We start from the raw sequence: 22,223 nt of genomic DNA, 5'->3' as shown, positions 1-22,223 counted from the left end.
GATGTTATTTTACGCATCGTATATAGGAGGTAACTATGGAGTCCAAATCAGAAAAAACAGTAGTTATTTTTTCATCTACAACTAATGCTACAAACGCTTGTACAAGACTCGCGGCAGAAGGAGCTCCATTTAAAGCCGATAAAGCGGTATGGCTCTTGCGGGAAAGTTCTGTCCCTGGGCTATTAACCATTAGCCATTATAGTCATGGATATAAGGATTATGTGCATCAGAGGCTTGGTTTTGTGGGAGGAGAATGGAAGTTCGGACCTAAGGAGTATCATCTAGCTCAGGAATTTTCAAAACGTGCTGAAGCTGCATTTAGCAAAGCGCTACCTGAAAATTCTCACGATAGTTTAGTTAAATTATTAACTGATTGTGGTTATGATGCGCGAAATCAAGTGATTCCTAAACCAAATGAATCTTCTAAAAATGCCATGTTAATAGGCTATACTGAAGATGCATTTACAGAAGCATCATCTACTAAAAATAGATATTCCACTGATTTTTAATTGATACTAGACCATCCATCGTTACCTACGTCGCGTGACTTGTTCGGGGGCTCCAGCAATGAAGCTGTATTCTTTTGTTTTCGCGAATAAGGCGCGGACGTAGGCCCGGAAATGAGCTTAACTTAATAGCATTGATGTATGTTGCGCGTGCTTAGAAAGTGTTCATGCATGCGCTTCAAATCCAACCATTCGAGTAAACATTAGCATGGATAACCTAAGCTATTACAACTAATCATTGCTCCAAAAACCACTTCTTCTTTAATTCAAGAAACTTGGCTTTTTGATTGTCATTTAAAAGTGCAAACATTTTATGTTGCATCATTATCTTACTTCTCAACATAGAGGCTCTTATTATATTTACTTTCTCTATTAAAGCATCAAGTTTTGCCTCATCAATTTTATCAGTTTGAACCAAAGAGTTTATTTGACTACGTAATAGTCGGAGTTGAGCATAGTTTTCTTTGAAGTTGGCTTTGGCATTTTCTTTATATGCTTTTAGTTTGGCTTTTTGATCTGCTGTAAGATTAAGTTCTTGTGCTAACTTATCAAATCGATGAGGAGAATTACAATTTTTGGAATCCCCAATACATGCAAAACTTGGCTGCCCTAAGATTAATACCAATGCGATTGTTGATAGCCAGATAAGTTTTTTCATTATTTATTCCTTATAATAATTAAACTAACTTTCCTGTTTTATATATGTCATGACGATGACGTTAAATGGAGTATAGTCTATGGATTACATAAATACATTATTTAGCAAGAATTAGTAATTATTTGAAAATACTAATTTTTCAAGAGACTGTGACTTAGTATTACGAAATAAATTGTTGACTATTAAATTTAATGATAACAAGAATCATTCAATTTTATTTTTTTATCTTTTGTAAGACTGAAAATGATTGCATCATGACAATGATGCTCGAGTTCTTTGATTAATTTTTGTGTGTATCCATTATGGTGATGAATGGTATGTAGGACATTTTTGAATTGAAGAATATTAAATTCATTGTCCTGGGTAAAGCAACTTAATACGAGTTCCAGATCCCTTATTCTGATACGATTTTTTTCCTTAGAGGCAAAATGTCGCGAAGTGTGTGTTATTTGTTGGATGTATTGTTCTATATCATTTTTTATTGTAGAAAACGAAACAGGTAAGCTTTGAGCAAGCTCTTTTTGCCGTGTGGCAAGTAATTTTGTCCGTGATGCTTGGAGTTTTTTTCCCGAATCCAACCATGAGGAATCATTTAATTCACCTTCGTCGACCCCTAGAAACTTTAGCATTCCTAAAACATTTTCATGCAAGGGAATAGAATTTTGTGAGCGAAAAGCATTCTGTAATCCGTAATGATTAAACGAGAGGGGTTGTATCTCTTTAATAAATTTATCAGAATCCACAACATAACCGCTGAATAATGCGTTTGATATTTGGATTGGACCGGTAGTGCAGACCACAATGGACTTAAGATATAGATCTCGCTCCTTATTCATTAAATAAGCTAGGAACTTATCATCATTTTTTTCTAAAATACGTTTAATTGAAGAATATTCTTTGCTGAAAAAAAGATATTTAATTAGGTTTAATTGAGTCTCGAGATCTTTTCTTAATCTCTTGATTACATCTGTATGAGTTTCTTGAGCTTCGATTTTGTTAAAATCCAAAAATTTATTTGTATCAGTCATTACCTCGTTGATATAAGCTCTAATTTTTAATGAAGAGTCGGATGTATCTGGTGGAATGATTTCTTTGGATTTTGCTATATAAAGTGACTCAGAACGATTTTTCATAAACTTTAAAAGATGACGATTTATAAAGCTGTCGGCGTTTAATTCATTTTCAGTCCGCTCAATAAAATCGGTATCATAATGTGCGAGTCTCGAGATCAGTCCGTTTTGCACCCGCTCAATGTCTTTTTTGGCTGCAATTTCATCTACAATAGCAACAAAATCATTGTTTGACAGAATGAATTCTTTTCTACCCATTTTTAAACTACCGATGTTAAGTAGTATGGGCATTTCAGTTGTAATCAGCTTGGGAAGATTGGAGGTATCAATTGGAAAATCAAAATCTGTGTAAGTACCTTTGTTAAATATTGGTGATAACCATCTTAAAATATCACTTGCAACGGCCAAATTCCCACCTGATTTTAAATTGCAAATTTCTTCCTTATAAAAGTCGTATAATTTTTGTTCATTATCTGATTGAAGCGATGTATGAATTGTATGAGCATCGAGTGAAATAATCTTATGTTCCTTACAAAATTCATTTAACGAATTTAATGATGCATGTGCGAGCAAATTGGAGTCATATACTAAATGAATTGTATCTGTAGGATTTTTTTCACGCATTTCAATTAGACGAATTTGATTTTCCAAATTCATGAATATGTTTGGATTATTACTTAACCAGATTTTTACATGTAAGTTTGGATTATATTGATACATTTTTTATTCTTAATTTTTAGGTTCAATAAAATTACTGCATATAAAAACTAGTTTTTTGTCTCTTCACAGGTGGCAATGAGTAACGCACCCTATATAAAAAGCTTAGCACAAGATAAAAAAAATGATTTGCCACTGAATTTGATTGATGAATTTCATCGAATATGGTATAAATACGGCGCTTTAAATACACACACGGTTCGGCACATACGATAGGGTCCCTTAAGGGTTTCGTATGGGGAGCGTGGAGGAATAACCCTGGAGAATAAATTATGAATATCAGTATGCGTGAATTGCTTGAATCAGGCGCTCATTTCGGACACAGAACACGTTTTTGGAATCCTGAAATGGGTGATTATATATTTGGTTCCCGTAACAAAATTCACATTATCAATCTTGAAAAAACAATGGTAATGCTTAACGATGTGGTCAACTATGTTGGCAGATTGGCATCTAATAAAGCAAAAATTCTATTCGTAGGTACAAAAAGGGCAGCACAAGAGAGTATTCGTGAACATGCGAAGCGTTGTGGTATGCCTTATGTCGATCATCGTTGGTTAGGTGGTATGTTGACCAACTATAAAACTGTTCGTCAATCCATTTTTCGTTTAAAAGAATTAAAAGAAATGAAAGAAAAAGGATTGTTTAACGGTATGATTAAAAAAGAAGCATTGATGCTGACACGTGAACTTGAAAAATTAGAAAGAGGTTTAGGTGGGATTGAGCACATGGGTGGTTTACCTGATGCTCTATTCGTTGTTGATGTTGGCTTCGAGCACATTGCTGTTGAAGAAGCTCATCGATTAAAAATACCTGTTATTGGTGTTGTTGATACCAACAATAGCCCAAGAAATATCGATTATATTATTCCGGGTAATGATGACTCCATGAGAGCAGTTGATATTTACGTACGTTGTATTGCTGATGCAATTTTAGATGCTAAAGGCAGTAATACAGTAGGAGGAGGTTCATCTGACGCTGAATTTGTAGAAGTAGTTGAACAAACTAAAGATGCAGAAAAAGCTGGGGAATAATTAGAATTTAAAATATAGGGGGCTGGGTGTTTGAACACCTAAATTGGCCCCCTTTTTGCTATACGGAGAAATGAAAATGTCAATTAGTGCAAGTTTAGTCATGCAGTTACGTGAGCGTACAGGTGCTGGTATGATGGAATGTAAAAAATTTCTAGTAGCAACCAATGGTGACATAGAGGCTGCAATCATTGAAATGCGTAAAGCAGGCCAAGCCAAAGCAGATAAAAAAGCTGATCGTGTTGCTGCAGAAGGTGTGATAGTAATTGCACGCTCTGCTGACGGACGCCGTGCAGTAATGTTAGAGATTAACAGTGAAACAGATTTTGTTGCTCGTGATGAGAACTTTACTAACTTCGCAAGCACAGTTGCTGATGCTGCATTAAATAGTTCAGCTACTACAATCGAAGAATTGTCTGCGATGGCTCTTTCTTCTGGTGCTACTGTAGAACAAGCTCGTCAAGAGTTAGTGGCAAAAATTGGTGAAAACATTAAATTACGACGTCTAGAGCGCATGGTTTGCGACACCGGAGTTATTGGTTGCTATCTACACGGATCACGAATTGGTGTTATGGCTGCACTAAAAAGTGGTGATGAAGAACTGGCTAAAGACATTGCAATGCACGTTGCAGCGAGCAAACCAATCGTAGTAAGTAAAGATCAAGTATCTACTGACGCTATTGAAAATGAGCGTGAAATTTTTACTGCTCAAGCAAAAGAAAGTGGAAAGCCACAAGAAATTATCGATAAAATGATTGAAGGTAGAATCAACAAGTTTATTGATGAAGTGAGCTTATTAGGTCAGCCATTTGTTAAAAACCCAGATACCAAAGTAGGCCAACTTTTGAAAGAAAAGAATACAGAAGTTCTTGCCTTTGTACGTTATGAAGTTGGTGAAGGGATAGAGAAAAAAGAAGATAACTTTGTTGAAGAAGTGATGGCTCAGGTTCGTACATGATGAATGAAAGTCACCCAACATTAAAATATAAACGTATTCTACTTAAATATAGTGGCGAGGCCCTTATGGGTAAGTCACAATTTGGTATTGATCCTTCGGTCTTGGATACATTAGCGAAGGACATTGCCGAATTAATTAAGATGGGCGTTGAGGTTGGTCTCGTATTAGGTGGTGGTAATTTATTTCGTGGTAAGGCGCTTTCTCAAGCAGGGGTTGGTCGTGTAACTGGCGACCATATGGGTATGCTTGCTACGGTAATGAATGCCTTAGCGGTGAGAGATGCGTTGGAACGTATTGATATGCCTGCGCGTATTATGTCAGCAATTCCCATGCTTGGGGTGGTTGACCCATACCATAGACGCAAAGCAATTGAACATTTGCGCACTGGACATGTAGTAATATTTGCAGCAGGAACTGGAAATCCGTTTTTCACTACTGATACAGCTGCTTGTTTAAGAGCGATTGAAATAGGAGCTGATGTAGTTTTAAAAGCAACTAAAGTAGATGGTGTTTACTCAGAAGATCCTTTTAAAAACCCTAATGCCAAACGATATGATTATTTAAGTTATATTGAAGTTTTAACTCAAGGTTTGGAAGTAATGGACTCTACTGCAATTTGTCTTTGTCAGGATCAAGGCATGCCTTTACAGGTTTTTGATATGACTGCACCCAATGCATTGAGAAGAATTGTATCTGGAGAGCGCGTAGGAACTATAGTCGGAGCTAATCATGATAAATGATATTAAGCAAGATTCAGAAAAGCGAATGAAAAAAACCATTGAGGTGTTACAGACTGATCTGACAAAAATTCGCACGGGAAGAGCAAATGTCGGTTTACTGGATCACGTACAAGTTGATTATTATGGAACTATGACTCCATTAAATCAAATTGCTAATGTTTCCGCTAGTGATTCACGAACCATCTTAGTGACTCCATGGGAAAAATCTATGGTAGCTGCAGTAGAAAAGGCTATTTTGACTTCTGATTTAGGGTTGAATCCTGCTACAGCAGGAAGTGCCATTCGTGTTCCCATGCCGCCATTGACTGAAGAACGAAGAAAAGAGTTAATCAAAGTCGTTCGTAATGAAGGCGAGCAAGGAAAAGTTTCCATTCGTAATATCAGAAGGGATGCGAACACTCAATTAAAAGATTTGGTCAAAGATAAAACTATTTCTGAAGATGATGAGCGTCGTGCAACCGAAGTGATTCAAAAGTTAACTGATAAGTACATCCTTGAAATAGATGCATTATTGGCTGAAAAAGAAAAAGATTTAATGGAAATTTAAGTTTAGTTCAGGCTTGAGGCGAGTAGCCTCAAGCAGCAATGATTCTATTGCAATACATTATCCTTCAAAAATACAAGTAATTCATTTTAATTTTCAAGATATAAATTAAAAACTTTGCAAAAAAGTGTCGCTTTAATCGTATTTTAAGAATTATTAATAGCTCTCTGTTTTTAAAATGCATTTGGTGAAATAATATTTGAGGTTTCGTATGGAATATAAAGTTGTTCTTTTGGGTAAAAAGGGGAGTGGCAAAACCCAACTTAATTATCAAATTGCTTCACAAAATTTTGATTTTAAAGAGGATTCACCTCCTTCCATAGGAGTAGATTTTTTAACCCGAACAATCGATCCGGATATTAAAGTAAGATTATGGGATATATGTGCAGATGAGCGATTTAAACAATTAAATCAAATTTTTTATAAAGGCGCTGATGTTGGTGTATTTTGTATTGATTTAACAGAAAAAATTAGTGAAAAAGAAATTATTGAAAGCATTAAAGAGTTTCGACAATATGCACCCCATGCCCCTATTATTTGTGTTGGAACAAAATCAGACTCTCCGTATGCAGACATCAATGCATTAGAGAAAATTAAATCAAAAGAATTATTTGCTGGTTTCATAACGACTTCAGCAAAAAATAGAAAGCATGTAGAGGAGCTTTTTAAATTAATCCATAAACACTGTGAGGCCAAATATCAACGGTCTTGGAACGAGGTTGTTATAGAACTTGAAAAAAGTTTGATGCAACTGCCGGACAAAAAAACTATCTTAATAAAAGAAGAATTAACTAAGTTATCAAAAGTCATATTGGCTAAATCTGACGATCCCAGTGTAAATCCAAAGGCTAAAGTTAAAGCGATCGAGGATTTTGCAAAAAACTGTGAAACTATTTTGAAAGACGAGCATCCTAATATTCTTAAAGTAGTGCTTTCAGTTGCTGCAGCAGCAGTCGTCCTTACTGTAACTGCCTTAATTGGTTTTGCAGTAGGCGTTGCATGCAGTTGGTGGACAGGGCCAGGGGCATTTTTTGGTGGGCTTCTAGGTGGTTATACTGCTGCTGTAGCTGTTGCATCATCCAGTACTGCATTAGGTGTTGTAGCGGGTAGTATCACAGCATATAGTTTATTTAAACCCTCCAAAGAAATGAAAGCAATCAATGATTTTACCGCTGAGGTTTCGTCTTGGGAGCAAGCAATCATTTTATAGCATCAAAACAACTGAATTTCATTTTGGATTCTTTTACTGAGTAGTATAAGTAATTGTATTTATACTGATTCAGATCATTAGCAAAAGGACATTTCTTAGTAGTTTTTATTTTGTAAAGGGATGAAAACATTACCTAACACCATTAGGGCAGTTCAAAAAGCCCATCATGCAATCAAGGCAAAACGAGGTTTAGAACAGGAAGAGGAGAGAGGTTAGACTCCATAGAATATATTCGGATTTTGCAAATAAAATATTATTTATTCCCAATAGAGTTCATTACGCACAATAAAATACTTTTTCAAATTCATCTTCTATGATGAGCTAATCTATATGCAGGTCAGGAAAAGCTATTGGAATTTAGTATAATAATAAAAAATGAACATGACTTTTTTAACTGGAGCTACTATAAACATTGTAAGCCCTACCTTTCTGATAGTTACATTATTTTATCTTACAATATCTTAAACTAAATCTTTAAGCATATAGTGGTTTATATAAGAGATACCGTCCTTTAATTCCATTGCTTGTTCTTTATTTATAAAAATCCCAAATTTTTTACGGCCAATACTTGCGGATAAGGGACCGGAAATCACTGGCAAATTGCATTTTATTTGTTGTTCTATAGTGCTATATAATGGTTTGGAGAGCTGTTTGAATGTAACAAAATTTTGAAGAACTTGCTCTGCTTTTCGAGCATTAATGAGATGGCCTCCGTCTGCAAACCCCTTGCAGGCTTCTTTAATAAGAAGTTCATCATACAAATAATAGACAGCATAATTCTCTGTTTTTGGTCGGTTTAATGTATATAAACAATTTCTCACTGTCTCCATTTCACCTTTCACCGCGGCACTATAAGTTACGTGAGTCAAGTTTGAAAACAAGTCCTCATGTGATACGCCATGTTGAACTAGAAAATCCACTGCTTCATGGTTTCCTTGCGAAGCTAAGAAACTAGCAGGGGTTAGCATGGCCACTTTGATATTTAAATTTGCTCCGTGATCTTTAATTTTTTTTAATCCAACGGCATCTTTTGCTTGTGCAAGTTGACAGATGGTCTCAAATAATTTTCGGCCATGATAAGAGGTGGAAAATGTCATTGCGTTCGAAATATTTTCTATCTCTCTAGGAGTTAAAGCATAGATAGAATTAGCTATATGACAGAACATACTAAATTCTAAACGACCTTCTTGCACGAGTTTTGTCCCATAAATCATCCAACCATAAAAACCAGGAATGGAAAGAGACATAGTTTCATTAAAGCTAAGCCCATATTTATTCATAAATATATGAACTTTATTTGCGCGTGGCAGAGATAGGATTGGCGTGGGATCTTGCCCCATGTGTCTTCCTAGTTCTTTAGCTAATTTTTCTCTCAGGTCAGGTTGTACTATAAGGCTTAGGCTATGTTCTACATTGAACTTACTATGACGTTCTCCATTAACTAAGCCCCGAGCAAAACTTCGACAGGTATCTTTCATGGCCCAACTGCGTATATACTTAAAACCAGGGTTTTTTGATGAACGATCTTTTGCAGGAACAGCGGCATTCATCCATTTTGCAGCTTGCTGTATATGGCCTCCATAAGCATACCCATAAATGGCCCACTCAACACTGCCGCCCAACCTAATTAAGAGAGCCACGGCCTCATGTTCGCCTCGAAAGGCTAATAAACTAAGAGGAGTATGACCATTTTGTTGGATATTGAGAGAGCTTAAGGAATTTTTGACAATTTTTTCAAGCTCTATGATATTTTTTTCTAAAGCTAGTTGACATATATAATCAAACTTTTTGGGTTCTGTGAGACTATTGTATGGGCTTAATAAGCGTGCTTTCTCCATTTTTATTAGAGTAGCGGCATTTGTATTGCTTAACATAGAAGAAATATTAAAGTCATATTGATTAAAATATTACCATTATGGTAAGTTAATATCAAGATATTGCTTGTTAAGGCAACAACTTTTTACACTGGTTTTGTCAATAGTCGTAGAAATCACTTAATTTTTATTCATTTTTTACAGAACACTGTAATACCGAAGATAATTGGTTAATTGCAGCCAACTAGTTTGTTTGTAATCCCCAACATAACCCCAAGAGTCAACCCAAATTATCCGCTTAAAAGCACCAGTTTCTTTTATTTTTTCCATAAATAATTCTTTACTTTCATTTTTTGCAGCAAGAATGACCATGTTAGCACTTTTTCTTATTGGAACGACTAAGGTATGATTAAATTGATTTTTAATTAATTGAAAAATTGGGTACTGTTCTTTTATATTTGCCAAATTTACAGCCAAGATTCCATTTTCAGTTATTATTCTTTTGCACGAAGCAAAAAACTGAGTATTGGCACATTCAGGTGGAAAATGGTTTGCGTTGTATAGATCAACGATTAGATGCGTGAAATTTATTTCGCATTTTTGTACATAATCCACCGCGTTTTCATGGATAACCGTTAGGTTTTTTAAGCGATCTATCATAAAAAAACGTTTTGCTATTTCAATAACTTCCTCACTATTGTCTACCGCGATTATAGGAGCATCCTTCAGCATTAATGCAACTCCTGCACCGCCCAACCCTAACAAACAAGTAACTCCTGGATCATTACGGGCCATTATCGTCAGAGCAGGAAGATAGTATAAAACAGGTTTATGTGGCTTATGACGGTTAATTACCGTTTGTAGGGCATTACTACCTAGCGTTAGCCATCGATAGCATCCATTTTGATATACTTTATAACCCGATGGAGAGGTATAAATGCATCTTCCCAACTTTGTTTTCCACATTTTAGAGAGTCTTCTCTAATTGAAAAGGATAAATTGAACCAAGTTTTAGGATTTGTGTTAATTCATCTAAGGCAAAAAAACATTCTTCAATCAACTGAGGATCAGCTAAGTCTGCTGCATTTAACTCAGTACGATAGTGCTTTAATACCCACTTTTCCAAAATTTTTAATAATGGATCATCTATTAAAACGCCTTGATGCATGGCTTGAAGCTCTTCTTCATTCAATGGAACACGCAATCTCAGGCAAGCTGGGCCACCACCATTTTGCATACTTTGTTTCAGATCAAGGAAATGGACGGAGTTAATAGGATTAGATTCATCAGAAAGTATTCTCTCGATACACCTGTTAGCACGAGGATTATTCTGACACTCGAAAGGGGCAATGAGCATCATAGAGGTTTGTTTCGTTAAACTAATAATTTGTGAGTTAAAAAGATAGGTTTCAACAGCATCAACGATACTTAATTCATTTTGTGATACTTGAATGATATTTATAGGAAATGAAGCTTTGTCGCTTAGTTCTTTAAGTACTGAGCTCTGCTGATGAAAGGCTTGTTCGTGGACGAGCAAAACAGATTCATTGGCTACAGATATCACATCATTATGAAAAACTCCTTGATCAATTGCGATCGGATTTTGGCATGCAAATACAACATGGTTGGTCGATAACTGATGTTGACGGACTATGGCTGCAGATGCTTCATGTGTTTGTCGTGCAGGATATTTTATTGGTCCAGAGGGTAATTGACTGGTTCCTAGCCCCTTTTTTCCATATACAAAAAGATGGATTCCAGGTTGATTATAGTTTTGACACAAGCGACTGTGATTGGCCGCACCCTCATCTCCCATAATTGTTGATCGTGGTAGAATAGGGTGGTGATGGAAGTAATCTGAGTTTGCGAAAATAAATTCCAGAATTTTTTTTGAAAAGTCAGCTTCATGGTGTCGGTGTAAATTACTTACAAGATTTGCTGCCGTAAAATGAACTTTATGGTCTTGAGTATCGGTACTGGGAGAAATTGTGGCTGCATTTGCTGACCACATGCTGGAAGCTGAATAACACGCGTTAAGAAGTTCGGGCGCTGTTCTGTAGGCTTTATTAATTTGTTCTTTCGGTGTACCACAAAAACCTAATTGATAAAGTAGTTCAAGATTAGGTCTTTGGTGTGGCGGAAACAAACCTTGTTTGAGCCCCATTTTATGAAGCAAGTGCATTTTTTCTAGGCCTTGTAAGGCAGCTGCTTGAGGATTAGAACTTGCTAAGGCATTAGAGAGCGATGCAATATTGCCTTGTGCAAGACCTGCATAATTATGTGTAGGGCCTACAAGGCCATCCATGTTGACTTCATAAACATTCATTTTAATGTTCCATTTTAAATTCATTACTACTTTGTGAAAACGTAATTGATACAAAAATGAGGCAAATATGTTTAACTAATTTATAAGTTTCAAATTGATTTGCCTTACTCAAGACAGTTTAGAATTCCACACAATGTTTAATTAACTCAATACAATACCAGGTAAAATTTGTTCGGGCATTGTTAGAAGTGGCTGCTCCATACTAGATACAGGGTAAGCGCAATAATCTGCGGCAAAATAAGCACTTGGCCTATGATTTCCACTTAATCCAACACCACCAAAAGGAAGGCTACTGGCAGCTCCTGTCGTGGGTCTGTTCCAATTAATCAATCCAGCACGTATCTGCTGATAAAATTGATGATAGTGTTGTTCATTATTACTTAATAAACCCGCAACTAAACCGTAACGGGTTTGGTTAGCCATGTTGATTGCTTCATCAAAATGATTGTACCGATATATTTGGACTAATGGTGCAAAAATTTCCTCATCTGGCGGATTTTCAAAGTGGGTCATATCAATAATGCCTGGTGACAGTAGGCCAGTATGTTCAACAAGTAACGTCATGGATAAGAGGGAAGCGCCACCCAACTCAACTAGTTTTTTTTGGCTCTGAAGGTGTTTAGTGGCTTGTAGATGACTAATAACTGGTCCCATAAATGGTTCTGGGTTTTGATCAAAAGGCCCGATCCTAATTGATGAGCACGTTTTGATAAAATAATTCAGGAACTCATCGCCTTGATGTGTGTCGGGAATAATGACTCGTCGTGCGCAAGTGCAGCGTTGACCTGCAGTAAGCAATGTAGAGAGTAAGGTATGATAAACGGCAGCATTGAGATCGGAAATTTCATCAATAACTAAAGGATTATTCCCACCCATTTCAAGGGCTAAAATCACTTCAGGTTTATCACTAAACTGTTGATGGATGCGCAATCCAGTTGCATAACTTCCTGTAAAATATACGCCTTGGATGTCTTGTGAAAGTAAGGCTTTTCCACAAGATGCATCGCCCTGTAAGCAATTGATTACTCCAGGGGGAATTTCACTTTCATGCCAACATTGCATAATAAATTCAGCGACTGCAGGTGCTTGTTCACTTGGTTTATAAAGAATTGTGTTGCCTGCAAGAAGGGCAGGAATTATGTGTCCATTACTTAAATGGGCTGGAAAATTAAATGCCCCAAGAATGACTACAACGCCTTGAGGTTTAAAACGAAGACACGCATTGGCTTCTGTAGTTTTGGTTATTTTTGTCCACGTTCTTTCCTGGTAAGCTTGTATGGATAAATTAATTTTTCCTATAACGGCGCTGACCTCTGTATGAGCTTCCCACAAAGGTTTTCCCGTTTCTAAAGCGATTAAGTGTGCCAGGTGGTCACGATTTTTATCAATTTGTTGAGCAAATTTTTGGGTATAAAGTACACGTTGTTCGAAATCAAGAGAAGACCAAGGTATAAGAGCTTGTCGTGCTGCATGATATGCAGCTGAAGCTTCTTGATCTGTAGCATTTGTGCCTTGCCAAATTAAGGTACCATAGCTAGGGTTTATAGATTCAAGCGTCGTTCCATGGCCTCTTATCCATTGGCCATTAATATATTGCCCTTTTCCACATGTTATATCTGCTTTAGTCATTTACCTCTCCACTGTCACATTGTAAAGGAGCTACTCGTAATTGATTTCCGCATTTGACTTGTAGGACATTAGCTGTCTCTTTACTAATAATACAGGTATTATTTTCCTTATTAATTAGCGCGCTATTAACGGTTGCGCGAAAGTCCAATTGGGTATTTGCTAATAAATAATTAGGACTACTCACCTCATCGCTAATATTTTTAATGATTACAACTCGGCTATGTTCTATGGTTTGGATTCGGGATAATGGAACCTCAAGGGTAGGACCGGCATCAAAAATATCAATATATTTGTTATATCGAAAACCTTCTTTTAATAAGATGTTCATAGCTGATTGGGTAGACGGGTGGGCTTGGCCAATTACTGCTTGAGCTTCCGGCGATAGCAATTTAATGTATATAGGATTTCTCGGCATTAAATCAGCTATAAATTGTTTGTCAGTTGCCAGAGTGAGTCGATCTGCATCAGCAAAAGCCATATGGAAAAAATGGCTTCCTACATTTTCCCAAAAAGGTGATATACCCTTCGCATCTGAGATTCCACGCATTTCAGCAATTACTGTTGTAGCAAAGCGTTGGGGATGTTGGGCGATAAATAGGAAACGTGCTTTGGATAATAATAAGCCATTTTTATTTTTTCTATACTTTGGCTCTAAAAAAAGGGTGCAGATTTCACTTCGCCCTTGATTATCATTCACTAGGCTTAAAACCTCGTAATCGCTACGGATATTTAATGAGCGACTAATTCGGGTACGTTTGGAGATTTTATAAGAATAGAACGGGGCCTCATGACCGGTACAGGATTCAATGCCTGAAACGCCAATTATTTTTTTACTCTTGGGATTTTCTAAAACGAATAAATAATATTCATTACTTGGTTTTTCTATATTTTTTTTGAATGACTCAGTGGACCAGTGAAGTCGTTTTGCTAATATTTCCTTATCTTTAGAAAGCGTTGTTATTCCTATACCGCTTTCTTCGGCCAAGTGATGAATGGCATCTAAATCTGTATCGCAAGCACTACGAAATAGCATCATTTTTTAAATCCTCTAAGCCACCTTGAGCAAGGTCGAGCAAGAGTAGGGCACTAAGCGCAGCACGTTCAGATAAACTATCGAGTAGTATATATTCATCTGTACTGTGGATGTTTCCCCCTCTGACTCCAAGAGTGTCTAGGACTGGTAAACCATGTTGGGCTAAGTTATTTCCATCACAACAGCCACCACTATCTTTCCAATCTATAGATAAACCGAGCTCATGTCCTAAATGTTGAATACGATGAAACAGACGTTCTGTACCTGAGCACACGCGTTTTACGGGCCTCCCAAAAACACCGTGTACACTTAAAGAATATTCAGGACGTTTTAATTGAACAATAATATCATCCAATTCGGTTCGTACCCAAAATTCATCTTCAGGCAGACTAATTCGAATGTCAAGTTGCGCTACAGCTTTATCAGGAACTACATTAAGTGCTTCACCACCTGCTATTTTTCCTACGTTAATGGTAACTCCATTACGTTTTCCGTTAAGGGCGTGTATGGCACTTATTGCTTCAGCCAAGTAACAAATTGCATTTCGCCCCTCTGCAAAATCGCGTCCTGCGTGAGCTGCTTTTCCAGTAGCGATGAGTGTTAATTTTCCGCTTCCTTTTCGATTTTTAGCTAAAGTGCCATTTGCTGTCATGGCTGGCTCGTATACCAAAGCGGCTTGATAATTAGACGCCAGTTCGTCGAACAGTATACTAGATGCTGGCGATCCGATTTCTTCGTCTGCATTGATTAAAACATCCCAACCCAGCTCTGTTGCACAATCATTCAATTCAAAAGCAGATAAGGCATGCAACATCACAATAAGCCCACCTTTCATATCAGTAACACCGGGCCCGTTGATGCAGTTGTCATTAATGTAAGTCAATTTCTGGAATGGATTATCGGCGGTATAAACTGTATCCATGTGTCCACAAAGTAAGACACGTCGTTTTAAGTGAGGCCGTTTTCTGATGAGCAAGGCATCTCCACAGGTTTGGAGTGAGGTATTACCGGACATATCAATAACTGATAAAGGTTGCAGTTTTTTTTTAAAGATTGTATCCGCAATAGGTTTATAGACTGTTTTTAGTAGGTTAGCCATTGATGCCAATCCAACTAAATTAGTTGTTCCAGAATTAATCTCACAAAATTGATGGAGTTGTTTTACCATCATTTGTTGATTGTTTTTTATCAAATTTATCAGCTTATTATATGATTTAATCACAGTTTTTGAATTCATGCTAAAAATACAGAATAGCTGAAATCAGGGGGCTTCACAATCTATTGCCATATTGAGCAAGGAATAAAAAATACACGGGATTTACTGTTATTTTATAATTCTATCCTCCAAGTAATGATGCTTGGAGGAAGCTATGATTCAAGACATTTCATTATTAAGGTGCTGGAGTATTTAGTTTCGGAGATGGAGATGGATTACTCATTGGCCATATCTGCGGTAACGCCATGAAACCAAGTTTACTTAGTAATCCCTCAGGTTTTATTTGTTCTTCAGTTTTAACGGGATTCAATTCTGGATGAACACTGGAGTCAACACGTTTATCCAGACTTTGTAGGCGCTGAAGTTGTTTTTCTTGAAGTTCTAAAAGCTTATGAAATCGTTCTGTACTAGCTTTCAATTCAGTTTTAACTTGGAAAAGATCAGACTCTGCTTGGAGCATACGTTTTGCCACTTCATCAAAACTTGCTGTTTTTTTATCTATGAAAGAATCGAGTTTCTCTTGAAAAGAGAGTCGTTGATTTGAGTCAGTTATGGCTGTACTGGAGAGAATTTTTACTGCTCCTTCTAAAGTGGATGCAATTTTCCTAGCTTTCTCTACTTCAGCTCCCATGGATATTCTTACTTCAGATAACTCAGATGTTTTTTGGGATAATAACAGCAGGCTTCTTGAATGCTCCTCACGAGCTTTAATAAGTTCTTTTTGAGTAGTGTCAAATTGTTTGCTTTGTTTTTCAGCATCTTGTTTTAAAGAAATAGCAGTTTTTTCAAGCTCGTCCTTTGTTTTACGAAGTAATTTTTCGGTTTCAACATACACTTCCACTTGAGCACTCAATGTTTCTACTTCTTCATTTAACCTTGTAATGTTTTTAGCTAATTTTTCATTTTCTTCTCTAAATCGTTCTATTTCAACGGCTAGTTTTTTGCGAATAGCATCTAAGGCACCAATAGTTAACTCAAGGATTTCCGCGACTCCAAAAATCCCTTCTTTTAATTTTTGAGCAATACTCCTGGTATGATAATGGTGGTCATCAAGAACGATACTGCTGGTGGTGTATGCTAAAGCGCTTACGCCACTAATGGTCACTAGGAACCCAATATGAGCTGCAGCTCCTATGATCAAGGTAGGTCCTGATATAGCAACACCACCTATAATTCTTTGCCATAACGGCAATTCCCCCCAAAAAGCAGCGGCACGGGAAATAAGGCTTGGATTATCTTGTAAACTCTCAACTATTTCTCCTAGACTTTTTTTGACTTGTGCTAAGTGTTGTTGCGTTAGAGCAATACTCTGTAGGCTATCCAGATCGTTTTCAGGCGAATTTGGGTTGAGCAATAATTCTTTTGCAGCATCGGAAAAATTCATCTGTGCTAAAGTTTTTTCAATGACGACTCTATTTGTATTAGAGAGGTTTGTATCACTCTTTATAAGTACATCAAGTTCTTGTTCTTTAGTAGACATAACACCAGCTCCCTGTGTAAGAATCTCCCTGTAAATTCTATTTTTAACCACAAGGCATGAATTAGCAAGTAAAAAATTTGTTTCTATGGAGTTATTTTAAGACAATGGGGTCATATGAAGTGGTACTCAAACTTAGAGGCATAGCTCCAAAAAAGTACGGTTTTACATACTTAGACTTGAAGTGAATTCAGCTAGTTCTTCACTTAGTTTATTTCTGCTTTCGTAGAAAAAGCCTTTGTTCTGTAGAGCTTCTCCACTATCTATTATCGCCTGGGAGAATCCCAAAGAGGGAATAAGAAGTATAACACCAAGTAATGATACCATTAAACCCGCGATTTCATATAAAGTTGGGTGATTTATTTTTAGAGCATGGGTAAGAGCATTATAGTTTTCAATTGACTCTTTAGACGGTGTATTTACGAGTTCAGAGGTGCGTGAAATTATTTCGAGTAGGAGTTCATCGCTACAAGACTTTTGGTGATCTAATTTATTGACATTCCTCAATAATTTAAGACCTATTACTTTCACATCTCCTTCTGGTAGTTTTTCAAATTGTTTATGAGTTTCTTGGAGTCTTTTTTTAAGAAGTTTCCTTGTCTGTATCTCTGGACAGTTCATATCACGCCAGTGAATTAACCAAGACTTCTTCTTGTTCGTAATTAATTCAGAGTAATTAGCATTAACATAAGTATTTAAAGCATTCCATATGATTTTTCGATGAAAATTCATACCTCTTCCTTTAACATTTGCCGCTGCAGCATCTAGAGAACGTTCAAATTCTCTTTTGTTTATAGGCTTTTCTAATTTAAAGGATTTCATCAAGTTATAATAAGTAGACGATAGTGCTCCACGATCTATTGCATCTTTGCAAGAAAAATTGAAGCTATTAGGTTTTACTTGTTTTATGATGTAATTTGGGAGTTCATATTTGATGAAGTGCACCCAAACTGCTTGTTTTTCCGCAGAAGTAATAGAACGCTTATTGATAAGTCCTTGTGCCTTAAAACTCTTTCGAAGTAACTTTTCTAAGATTTCTTGTTCATTATCACCAAACAACAATTTTCTTGCTGTAGGACTAATGTGGAAATCAGAAATGACTTTTTTATCTGTTTTTTCTCTTGCTATCTTTAGAAATTCATTAAATACAGCTCGAGGTTGTAACCGATCATCCACTTTTTCAAAGTCGGAAGAATCCATTAAACCTTCATTAGCAGGAAGAGTAATGACAAGAACTTTAAGCTTTGGATCGTCTTCAAGTTTATGTAGCGCTAGAGTCAAATCTCTTTCTTTGGAGCCCGCAATATCATACTTACTTCGATCTAGCCCCAGATTATTAAAGTAGATATGGCATATCGGTTTGTCCGATTTTTCGGCATTTATTGTTAACCAACGGTTAAAAAGAGGACTGATACGAGGTTTTCCACCATGGCGCTGGGCTTGAGTGCTAAAACGATACTCTGTAGGAGCTGAGCCATCTTTATAGGGAAAGTTTTTAATTGTTGGCAGATTGGTTTCGTGTTGGGGTTTAAAGTCTTCTGAAAACAGAGAATAAAGGCGTCGGAAAATGCTACTTTCACTATTTGGTGAGCGCTTATTTACATTTTTTTTTGTATCTTTTATTGTTGTTTTAATTTTTTTATCTATATTGGATTTCCGAGGATGTAGTTGGTCACCAATATCATTTATCCAATCAGAAGACTCTTCGAGGATTTTATTATCATTGTGGTAAATGGCTAGAACTAATTCATCCAGCTCTTTAACTTTATCTGTAGAGTTGTCCTCAATATACTGTTCCAAAGCGGCGATACAAGACGAATATAAATCACCATAGGGATAATTTTCATCATATTTTTGTTCTAGTACAGCGTATAATTTGGCGAATTCTGGCAGGAGCTCCAAGACAACTGGGCATTGACTAATTGCAGTTTTTAATTGAAGAAAATAAGCATAGCAGTTACGATTATGCAGTGCATCGCTAGTTAGGATTTCTTCGTTTTTTACGCTAGTGCTCATAACTTTTATATTTCTGCTCAAATTAAGTGCATTATATAGAAAAAGGAGTCATATTGGAAGGGTCATTAGAATTGTTGATACCGAATATAAAAATGGAAAATCAATCTTTTTTAAATAATTGTCATTCTGATTGGAAAAAAATTCTAATCACAGCCTTAAAAACAATGGATCAGAATTATTTGCATCAGTTAATGAATGATGAAAATTGGTTGCCAGGAAGAGCGAGATTATTCGCAGCGTTCAGTTTACCGCTGGCCAAAACTCAATATATTTTATTAGGTGAATCACCTTATCCACGTAAAGAATCAGCAAATGGATATGCATTTTGGGATAATTCTGTTGCTGAATTATGGAGTTCTACGGGTCTGAGCAAAGCGGTGAATAGGGCAACTTCTTTGCGTAATTGGATAAAAATGATGCTTTGTGCACGTGGGGATTTAGGTTTTAATACATCACAAGCTGATATTGCGTTACTGGATAAAAAAACCTTGGTACAAACAGCGCAACAATTGTTTGAGGGAATGATGAATAAAGGTATTTTATTACTCAATGCCTCGTTGGTTTATAGTGAGGGTAAAGTTCCTTATCATGCTCGCCAATGGAAGCCCTTTATGCAAAGTCTTTTGGAACAGTTAATTCTAATTAAGCCTAATATTCAACTGATTTTATTAGGTAAAATTGCAGAAACTGCGGCGCAGAGTAAATTGCCTATAGGACTTATTGCAGAGCATCCCTATAATATAAGTTTTATCACGAATCAACACGTGATCGATTTTTTTAAACCTCTGGATTTATTAAAATATGAGTAATACAGAATCAACCGTTAATCCGCAAGAAATAAATAAGTTTGCTCAGCATGCCAACTTATGGTGGGATAAAGAAGGGCCACTGAAAACACTTCATGATATTAATGAAATACGACTTGATTTTATTAAACAACATGTTCAATTAACTGATTTAAATGTTTTGGATGTTGGTTGTGGCGGGGGTATTTTATGTGAAGCCATGGCAAATTCTGGAGCAAAAGTTACGGGGATAGATGCAGAATCTACTGCAATTTCTGTAGCACAAGAACATGCCAAAAAAAATCATTTAAGCATTAACTATCAATGTGCTTTAGTTGAAACTTATAAGGATCAACGTTTCGATGTTATTACGTGCATGGAAATGTTAGAGCATGTTGAAAATCCCGAGTTAGTTTTTGAACATTGTAGACGATTACTTAAGCCCAATGGATTTTTGTTTGTCTCAACAATCAGTAGAACAATTAAAGCTTATGCTACTGCAATTATTGCTGCTGAATATGTATTGAATTTATTGCCAAAACAGACACACGATTATAAGAAATTTATCAAACCCAGTGAGTTGTGTGCCATGGCGCGTCCTTGGGACTTCAATTTAATTGACTTGAAAGGTATGGATTATAATCCGTTTTTAAGAAAAGCTACGCTCGGCTCTGATGTCCGAGTTAATTATTTGATGGCTTTTCAGTAATCATTAGGATGAACGAAGAGGGCATATCTAAGACTGGATTTAAAGCCAGTCTTAGATTTTTTGGAGTCCTTTAGGCGCTACTTTGGTTGCTACTCTTTTTCTCTGAATTTTGTTTCTTGTTATAACGCTCCAAATAACGCTGATGAGCGTATCTGGCTTGTTCTTGAGTGACTACATCTACTTCATTCCCATAAATATCAATTCGTGCAGCGTTCTCTTTTTGGCAATTTAGGTAAGCTGGTGAGGCACTATAGTAACTTAATGCCTCTCGTAGCGATTTTTTACTAAAAGGTGGGGTGTCTAGTCGTTCGTAGAAGTCGATAATATCGTCAAAAATTCCAATTTTCAGAGGTTTAATCTGATTTCCTTTTTTAAAAAAAGCATTTGGAAAATGTTCAATAAGCCAATCTATAATGTTTAGTTTATCTTTTTTTACTGTAGTTAACGGTTGTTTGTCCATCATATTGCTCTAAAGCGTGATCTAGATGCTGAATAAACTACCACATCTTTTGACATAATCAAGCACTTGTATGTAAAGACTGTTATTACTTTAGTTTTTTAGTGGAAAATAATATGCTTAATAGATAGGGGTACGTTTTTTTTGCTCGATCTTGTGTAAGAGATTTCTCAATTCAAGTCAAGAGAAACGCTGCTTTTTTTGGCATATATTTCAATGATTTTATTTAACTCATTGTTTTAAAATAATATTTCTGAAATTTATTTGAGGGTTTATTTAAAGTCTGTTAGAGAAAACTACCCAAAGCCTTCTTGCGCTTCTAAATATCTATGCTAAATTTTAAACATGACTTGTATGGATATAAGTCATACAAATGGAATTGTAATCATATGGATATGATTTATCATGGATGATAATAAGAACTGAACGTTCTTATACGGATGACTGCGAAAGCCAGGGCTTAAACCCTGGCTTTTTTTATTTATGCTACTAGATAGCCTGATCGAGATAAAAACTTTTTATCCGGAAAATAAGCGAAAATAACAGAACCATTTTTTATGGTATTGATTACTGGTTTTGCTAAGGTTTGAGCGATAGCTGGACACCCCCATGAGAGTCCGGCGCGACCTGATCGCTTTATGAAATCAGGTTCTACATACCAAGCCCCATGTATTACTACACGTCGACTTAATGCATTATCATTGAAACCTTTATCTAAGCCCTGTAAGTTAAGCGAATATCCTTTATGTCCTATATAGGTATCTTTCGTAATGTATGTACCTAAGCTTGATTGTTTGCTTGAGGGAACATTGGAAAAATGGCTGGCTTTATTCACCCCTGAGTTTTTTCCATGTGCTACATAAGTGTTATATAAAAGACGCTCTTTACGGAGATCGAATACCCACATGCGTTGTTTGTTTGAAGGCAAGGAATAGTCTATTACTGTAAGTACAGGCTTTTTAACAGAGCCTCTTTTACTTGCATTTTGGTAAGCAGTTAATGCGAGTCTTAAGACATTTTTATTCAATTGGGGGGCTTTGTGACTCAAATGTTGCAATTTGCTATTAATATCAGATTCAGACCTTGCTGCAAAAGAAGGTGTGCTGGAGGTTATATTACTAGTTAAAATTACGGTTGAGATTAGAGTTAATAGAGTATTCATACTGCTCCTTTCTTCTGTAAATCGCCGTTATTGTTTCTTAGAAAAAATGGTGATTATATTAACAATTCACGTAATTGTAAAATCAGAAGTCCTTAATTTGTCCATCAGGGAGAAATATTACTCAATTCATATGCTTAACCCTGAATAGAAAAAAACATAGTTTAA

At 36.3% G+C, this 22,223-nt stretch carries 20 protein-coding genes; 8 read left to right on the top strand and 12 right to left on the bottom strand.

What is annotated here, in order from left to right; genetic code table 11:
• The first annotated feature begins 35 nt into the window (after positions 1-35).
• Positions 36-509, top strand: coding sequence for a hypothetical protein (locus ACWTEW_RS06130; protein WP_454780829.1), 474 nt, complete (start codon positions 36-38; stop codon positions 507-509).
• Positions 510-741: 232 nt separating this feature from the next.
• Here the strand turns inward: ACWTEW_RS06130 and ACWTEW_RS06125 are convergent, their stop codons facing one another.
• On the bottom strand, positions 742-1,164 hold the full coding sequence (locus ACWTEW_RS06125; RefSeq protein ID WP_454780828.1) for a Spy/CpxP family protein refolding chaperone: 423 nt from the start codon (positions 1,162-1,164) through the stop codon (positions 742-744).
• Positions 1,165-1,352: 188 nt separating this feature from the next.
• The gene (locus tag ACWTEW_RS06120) at positions 1,353-2,954 is read right to left on the bottom strand and encodes a glycosyltransferase family 88 protein (RefSeq protein WP_454780827.1); all 1,602 of its coding nucleotides are present in this window, start codon (positions 2,952-2,954) and stop codon (positions 1,353-1,355) included.
• 266 nt (positions 2,955-3,220) lie between these two features.
• On the opposite strand from ACWTEW_RS06120, the gene rpsB reads away from it, so the two are divergent.
• From rpsB to ACWTEW_RS06095, 5 genes are all read left to right on the top strand, one after another.
• On the top strand, positions 3,221-3,985 hold the full coding sequence (rpsB, locus tag ACWTEW_RS06115) for a 30S ribosomal protein S2 (RefSeq protein ID WP_454781272.1): 765 nt from the start codon (positions 3,221-3,223) through the stop codon (positions 3,983-3,985).
• 76 nt (positions 3,986-4,061) lie between these two features.
• Complete coding sequence (tsf, locus tag ACWTEW_RS06110) at positions 4,062-4,940, top strand: translation elongation factor Ts (RefSeq protein WP_454780826.1); 879 nt, start codon at positions 4,062-4,064, stop codon at positions 4,938-4,940.
• Positions 4,937-5,680 carry a UMP kinase gene (gene pyrH, locus ACWTEW_RS06105; protein WP_454780825.1) on the top strand — a complete coding sequence of 248 codons (744 nt, stop codon included), beginning with the start codon at positions 4,937-4,939 and terminating at the stop codon, positions 5,678-5,680. Before tsf ends, pyrH begins: the two co-directional genes overlap by 4 nt.
• Positions 5,670-6,227, top strand: a complete 558-nt coding sequence (gene frr / locus ACWTEW_RS06100) for a ribosome recycling factor (protein WP_454780824.1) — start codon at positions 5,670-5,672, stop codon at positions 6,225-6,227. Before pyrH ends, frr begins: the two co-directional genes overlap by 11 nt.
• A gap of 208 nt (positions 6,228-6,435) precedes the next feature.
• Positions 6,436-7,434, top strand: coding sequence for a Rab family GTPase (locus tag ACWTEW_RS06095; RefSeq protein ID WP_454780823.1), 999 nt, complete (start codon positions 6,436-6,438; stop codon positions 7,432-7,434).
• A 461-nt stretch (positions 7,435-7,895) separates the two neighbouring features.
• Here ACWTEW_RS06095 and ACWTEW_RS06090 read toward each other — a convergent pair whose 3' ends face one another.
• The 8 genes from ACWTEW_RS06090 to ACWTEW_RS06055 form a co-directional block, all read right to left on the bottom strand.
• Positions 7,896-9,308 (bottom strand): hypothetical protein, encoded by a 1,413-nt coding sequence (locus ACWTEW_RS06090; RefSeq protein WP_454780822.1) that lies wholly within the window; start codon positions 9,306-9,308, stop codon positions 7,896-7,898.
• 138 nt (positions 9,309-9,446) lie between these two features.
• A complete protein-coding gene (locus tag ACWTEW_RS06085; protein ID WP_454780821.1) occupies positions 9,447-10,214 on the bottom strand; it encodes a spermidine synthase in 768 nt (255 codons plus the stop codon).
• A gap of 1 nt (position 10,215) precedes the next feature.
• Positions 10,216-11,574 (bottom strand): N-succinylarginine dihydrolase, encoded by a 1,359-nt coding sequence (gene astB / locus ACWTEW_RS06080; protein ID WP_454780820.1) that lies wholly within the window; start codon positions 11,572-11,574, stop codon positions 10,216-10,218.
• 141 nt (positions 11,575-11,715) lie between these two features.
• A complete protein-coding gene (gene astD, locus ACWTEW_RS06075) occupies positions 11,716-13,203 on the bottom strand; it encodes a succinylglutamate-semialdehyde dehydrogenase (RefSeq protein ID WP_454780819.1) in 1,488 nt (495 codons plus the stop codon).
• Complete coding sequence (locus ACWTEW_RS06070) at positions 13,196-14,239, bottom strand: arginine N-succinyltransferase (protein WP_454780818.1); 1,044 nt, start codon at positions 14,237-14,239, stop codon at positions 13,196-13,198. Before ACWTEW_RS06070 ends, astD begins: the two co-directional genes overlap by 8 nt.
• A complete protein-coding gene (locus ACWTEW_RS06065) occupies positions 14,223-15,473 on the bottom strand; it encodes a hydrolase (RefSeq protein WP_454780817.1) in 1,251 nt (416 codons plus the stop codon). Before ACWTEW_RS06065 ends, ACWTEW_RS06070 begins: the two co-directional genes overlap by 17 nt.
• A 154-nt stretch (positions 15,474-15,627) precedes the next feature.
• Positions 15,628-16,932 carry a LegC2/C7 family Dot/Icm T4SS effector gene (locus tag ACWTEW_RS06060; RefSeq protein WP_454780816.1) on the bottom strand — a complete coding sequence of 435 codons (1,305 nt, stop codon included), beginning with the start codon at positions 16,930-16,932 and terminating at the stop codon, positions 15,628-15,630.
• Positions 16,933-17,094: 162 nt separating this feature from the next.
• Positions 17,095-18,945 (bottom strand): hypothetical protein, encoded by a 1,851-nt coding sequence (locus tag ACWTEW_RS06055; protein ID WP_454780815.1) that lies wholly within the window; start codon positions 18,943-18,945, stop codon positions 17,095-17,097.
• A 92-nt stretch (positions 18,946-19,037) separates the two neighbouring features.
• On the opposite strand from ACWTEW_RS06055, the gene ACWTEW_RS06050 reads away from it, so the two are divergent.
• Together ACWTEW_RS06050 and ubiG are read left to right on the top strand one after the other, a co-directional pair.
• Positions 19,038-19,754: a uracil-DNA glycosylase family protein gene (locus ACWTEW_RS06050; RefSeq protein ID WP_454781271.1), complete on the top strand. Its 717-nt coding sequence runs from the start codon at positions 19,038-19,040 to the stop codon at positions 19,752-19,754.
• Positions 19,747-20,439, top strand: coding sequence for a bifunctional 2-polyprenyl-6-hydroxyphenol methylase/3-demethylubiquinol 3-O-methyltransferase UbiG (gene ubiG, locus ACWTEW_RS06045; protein WP_454780814.1), 693 nt, complete (start codon positions 19,747-19,749; stop codon positions 20,437-20,439). Before ACWTEW_RS06050 ends, ubiG begins: the two co-directional genes overlap by 8 nt.
• 70 nt (positions 20,440-20,509) lie before the next feature.
• On the opposite strand, the gene ACWTEW_RS06040 is transcribed toward ubiG, so the two are convergent.
• Positions 20,510-20,899: a ProQ/FinO family protein gene (locus ACWTEW_RS06040; protein WP_454781270.1), complete on the bottom strand. Its 390-nt coding sequence runs from the start codon at positions 20,897-20,899 to the stop codon at positions 20,510-20,512.
• Between the two features lie 478 nt (positions 20,900-21,377).
• Positions 21,378-22,058, bottom strand: coding sequence for a murein L,D-transpeptidase catalytic domain family protein (locus tag ACWTEW_RS06035; RefSeq protein WP_454780813.1), 681 nt, complete (start codon positions 22,056-22,058; stop codon positions 21,378-21,380).
• Positions 22,059-22,223 lie beyond the last annotated feature (165 nt).

It is taken from the genome of Legionella stuttgartensis, assembly GCF_977063405.2.
This window is presented reverse-complemented; position numbering and strand designations above follow the sequence as displayed.